This is a genomic window from Streptomyces sp. NPDC048415, assembly GCF_040651675.1.
Taxonomy (GTDB): Bacteria; Actinomycetota; Actinomycetes; order Streptomycetales; family Streptomycetaceae; genus Streptomyces.
Genome location: NZ_JBEZKJ010000198.1, coordinates 1 through 3,980 on the forward strand (window position 1 = coordinate 1; position 3,980 = coordinate 3,980).

1 protein-coding gene is annotated in these 3,980 nt (G+C 73.1%); it reads left to right on the top strand.

Annotated features, from left to right (window positions below):
• The first annotated feature begins 349 nt into the window (after positions 1–349).
• Positions 350–3,907: a BTAD domain-containing putative transcriptional regulator gene (locus tag AB0D27_RS45100; RefSeq protein ID WP_362521401.1), complete on the top strand. Its 3,558-nt coding sequence runs from the start codon at positions 350–352 to the stop codon at positions 3,905–3,907.
• The last annotated feature ends 73 nt before the right edge of the window (positions 3,908–3,980 follow it).

Below are 3,980 nucleotides of genomic sequence, written 5' to 3' on the forward strand. Positions count from 1 at the left end.
GATCGGCTGTGGGCTGGAGGGTGCTGTCTTCTTTGGATCCGTCCGGATGCGGGCATTCGATGTACCGGCACGGCCCCTTCCGTGCGTCGGCGGCTGCGGGCCGGTGGGGGCGCGCCTTCATCTCCGCGCGCGGTGACCTTCCCAGCAGCCCGTCCGGCGTTTGAGGACGAGGCCGTTCAGGACGAAGCGGGGGGTCTGGGGGCGACAGCCCCCAGGTACGGGACGGGTAGGGGCGGAGGGGGCGAAAAACGCGGGTAAGTCCATGAACGTGCCGGTCGAGTGGGGGCGGGGGCACGGCTCGCCGGGGAAAGCCGGTGACCTGGGTGGTGGGGGCGGTGAGAATGGGTGGGTGCGGTACAGGATTCTGGGGGTCACCCAGGTGGAGGACGACCGGGGAACCCTGGTCACCGTGGGAGGGCCCCGGGTGCGCGCGCTGCTCACGGCGCTCGCCCAGCGACCCGACCGCCCAGCCACCCCACAGACCCTGATCGACGAGGTATGGGCGAACGATCCCCCACTGGACGCCCCCGCGGCACTCCAGGCCCTCGTAGGCCGCCTGCGCCGAGCCATCGGCAAGGACAGGGTGACCTCCGAACCGGGCGGCTACCGCTTGCGGGCCGGCAAGGACGACGTGGACCTGTTCGTCTTCGAACGGCTTGTCGCGGAGGGCAAGGCCGCACTCGACCTCGGCGACCCCGGCGCCGCCACCAGCCGCCTGCGCGAAGCCCTCGCCCTGTGGCGCGGCCCCGCCCTCGCCGACCTTCCCGACCGCGCCGCCGCCACCCGCCCGGAGGCCCTGCGCCTGGAGGCGACCCGAACCCGCGTCGAGGCGGACCTGCGGCTCGGCCTCGCGGGCGACGTAGTACCGGAGTTGAAGGAGATGACGGCCGCTCACCCGTCCGACGAGCCGTTGTGGGCCCTGCTCATCCGCGCCCTGCGCGACGCCGGCCGCGGCGCGGACGCCCTGGCCGCCTACGAGGAGATGCGCCGGGGCCTGATGGAGGGCCTGGGCACGGATCCCGGTGCGGAACTGCGCGCCTTGCACGCCGAGTTGCTCGACCCACGGTGGGAGTACGAGGCTCAGGGGCGGCCGGGTCACGGAACGCGGCCGCCGTACGACGTACAGGGCCGGTCAATCCCGGGAACGGAGCCCGAGTTTGCACTGAGGCCGGGGAGCACAACCCCGCTGAACCCCCGCCCCGGCCAGGGCGAGCCCCCGCATCCGGCTCCCCCCTCCCGAGCCGAGCGGCACGGAAACATTCGCCCTCGTCTGAACTCATTCGTCGGCCGGGAACCCGAACTCGACGCGATCCGTTCGGATGTGCAGAGGGCACGCCTGGTCACCCTGACCGGACCAGGTGGTTCGGGGAAGACCCGCCTCGCCGAGGAAGCCGCCGCCGGGCTTGCGCAGGCGTGGCTGGTCGAGCTGGCCCCGCTCGACCGGCCGGAGGCGGTCCCGGGCGCGGTCGTCAGCGCCCTCGGTCTGCGCGAAACCGTGCTGATCACCAACGAGATGGCGGTACCGCAGGACGATCCGGTCGCCCTGCTCGTCGAGTACTGCGCCCCGCGCAGCCAACTCCTGATCCTTGACAACTGCGAACATGTCATCGACGCCGCGGCCCAGCTCGCCGAGACCCTCCTTACGCGCTGCCCGGGACTCACGATCCTCGCCACCAGTCGTGAACCCCTCGGCGTGCCCGGCGAGTTGGTGCGCCCGGTCGAGCCCCTGCTGCCCGATCCTGCGCGCCGCCTGTTCATGGAGCGCGCGTCGGCCGTCCGTCCCGACACCGACCCCGCGCTCCACGACTTCGCGGCCGTGGACGAGATCTGCCGACGGCTCGACGGTCTGCCCCTGGCCATCGAGCTGGCCGCCGCGCGTCTGCGGCTGCTCACCTCTCGTCAGATCGCCGACCGGCTCGACGACCGCTTCCGGCTGCTCACCTCCGGAAGCCGTACGGTGCTGCCCCGCCAGCAGACCCTGCGCGCCGTAGTCGACTGGTCCTGGGACCTGCTCGACGAGCGGGAGCGGACCGTGCTGTGCGAGGCGTCCGTGTTCGCGGGCGGCTGGGACCTGGCAGCCGCGGAGGCCGTGTGCACCGGGCCCGCGGCCGACCTCGTCGGGTCGCTCGTCGACAAGTCCCTCATCGTCGCCACCCCTGCAGGTGGGGACGGAGACGGGGGCGGCGGGGGCGCTGGCATGCGGTACCGCATGCTGGAGACCATCCACGAGTACGCCGGCGAGCGCGCCGCCGAGGTTCCCGAGCTGCGCGCCGCGGCCGAGCTGCGCCATCGCGCGTGGGTGCGCACGCTCGTCGAGGAGGCCGAGCCACTCCTGCGTTCCGCCGCCCAACTCCCGTGGATCCGGCGTCTGGAGTCCGAGCTCGACAACATCCGGGCGGCCCTCCACCGCGCGGTCGCCGCCGCTGACGAGGAGGAGGCCGGTGCGCTGGTTCTCGAGATGGGCTGGTTCTGGTGGCTGCGCAACTTCCGCCGCGAGGGCGCGGAATGGACGGACCTCGTGCTGCGGCTGGGTGCGGTGCTCGACACGACCGGAGTCAGCGCCGGGCCCGGCCCCGGTCCCCGCCCCGGCGCCTTGTCCACGACCGAGGGCCGCCGGCCCCCCACCCCGAGCCCCGGCCAGGGCCCTGTCCCGATCGGGTCCCGTATCGCCTCCGGTGACGCCCTCCTCGCCGCGCTGGACGCCGTCGATCCGGTGGCGTTCTTCATGGATGATCCCGGGCGCGACGAGCGTCACCCGTTGCACAGCACGCGGATGAGGCTCCGCATGCTCCATCTGTTCATGAAGCTGGAGGTCGACCGGCAGGACGGGTGGGACGACGTGCCGATGCGGGAGTACATCGCGCGGGTGCGGTCCCTTTTCGAGAAGGGCGGCCCCAACGCGGCGCGGATGCCGGGCATCGTCTGGCCGCTGGCCGCGTTCTTCCTGGGCGGCTCGGACGATCTGCGCCCCGCGATGGACGCGGCGGTCGCGAACTGCCGTATGTACGGCGGCGAGTGGGAAATCGGCGTCACCCTGATGTTCCGTACGCACATCCTCGTCGACACCCCGGGCGGGATGCACGGTGTGGACGACGACCTGGCGGAGCTGCGGGTGCTCAGCCGCCGGGTGGGGGACCGCTGGATGCGGGCCCAGGTGTGCAGCGCGGCCGGCGAGGCGGCCATGGCGCGCAGCCGGTTCGACGAGGCGAAGGACGAGTACGAGGAGGCGCTGCGGCTCGCCTACGAGGTGGGCGCGTACGCCGAGACGCCCTTCCTCATGGCACGGCTGGCCGAGATCGCCTACCGCGAGGGCGAGCCGCCCAGGGCGCTGGCCCTCCTCGACGAGGCGAGCGCCGCGGCCGAGCGGTACGGAGTGCCGGACACCCGCGCCTTCGTGTGCCTGCTGCGTGCCCAACTTGCCCTGGACGACGGGGAGGTCGCCTTCACTCGGGAGCTGTGCGAGCAGGCGCGTGAGGAGAGTTCCCGTGGCACCCCGCCCCCACAGTTCACGGCAGCGCTGAACTGGGTCGACGCGCTCGTCACGGCCGCCGAGTCGGGCCCCGAACGCGGCCTGCGGAAGCTGTTCGACGCTCTGCGGGAGGCGGTGGACGCGCGGTGCGCCGAAGTGGTGACGGCGGGTCTCGTAGAGGTCGGGGCCGGCTTCCTCGCCGACCTCGGTGACCACCCGCCGGCGACTCGGCTGCTCGCCGCCGGCACACGGTGGCGCGGCGGCCACCCGCGTCCCGCCCGCGAGCGCGCCGACGCCGAGCGCACCGAGGCAGCCGGGATCGCCGCCCTCGGCCCGGCTCGCTACGAGTCCGAGCGCGCCACCGGTTCGGCCTTCACCACGGACGACGCCCTCCGCGACCTGGCCGAGTCACTGAAGCAGCCGTGGCCGAGTCACTGAGGCAGCCGTGGCCGAGTCACTGAGGCAGCCGTGGCCGAGTCACTGAGGCAGCCGTGGCCGAGTCACTGAGGCA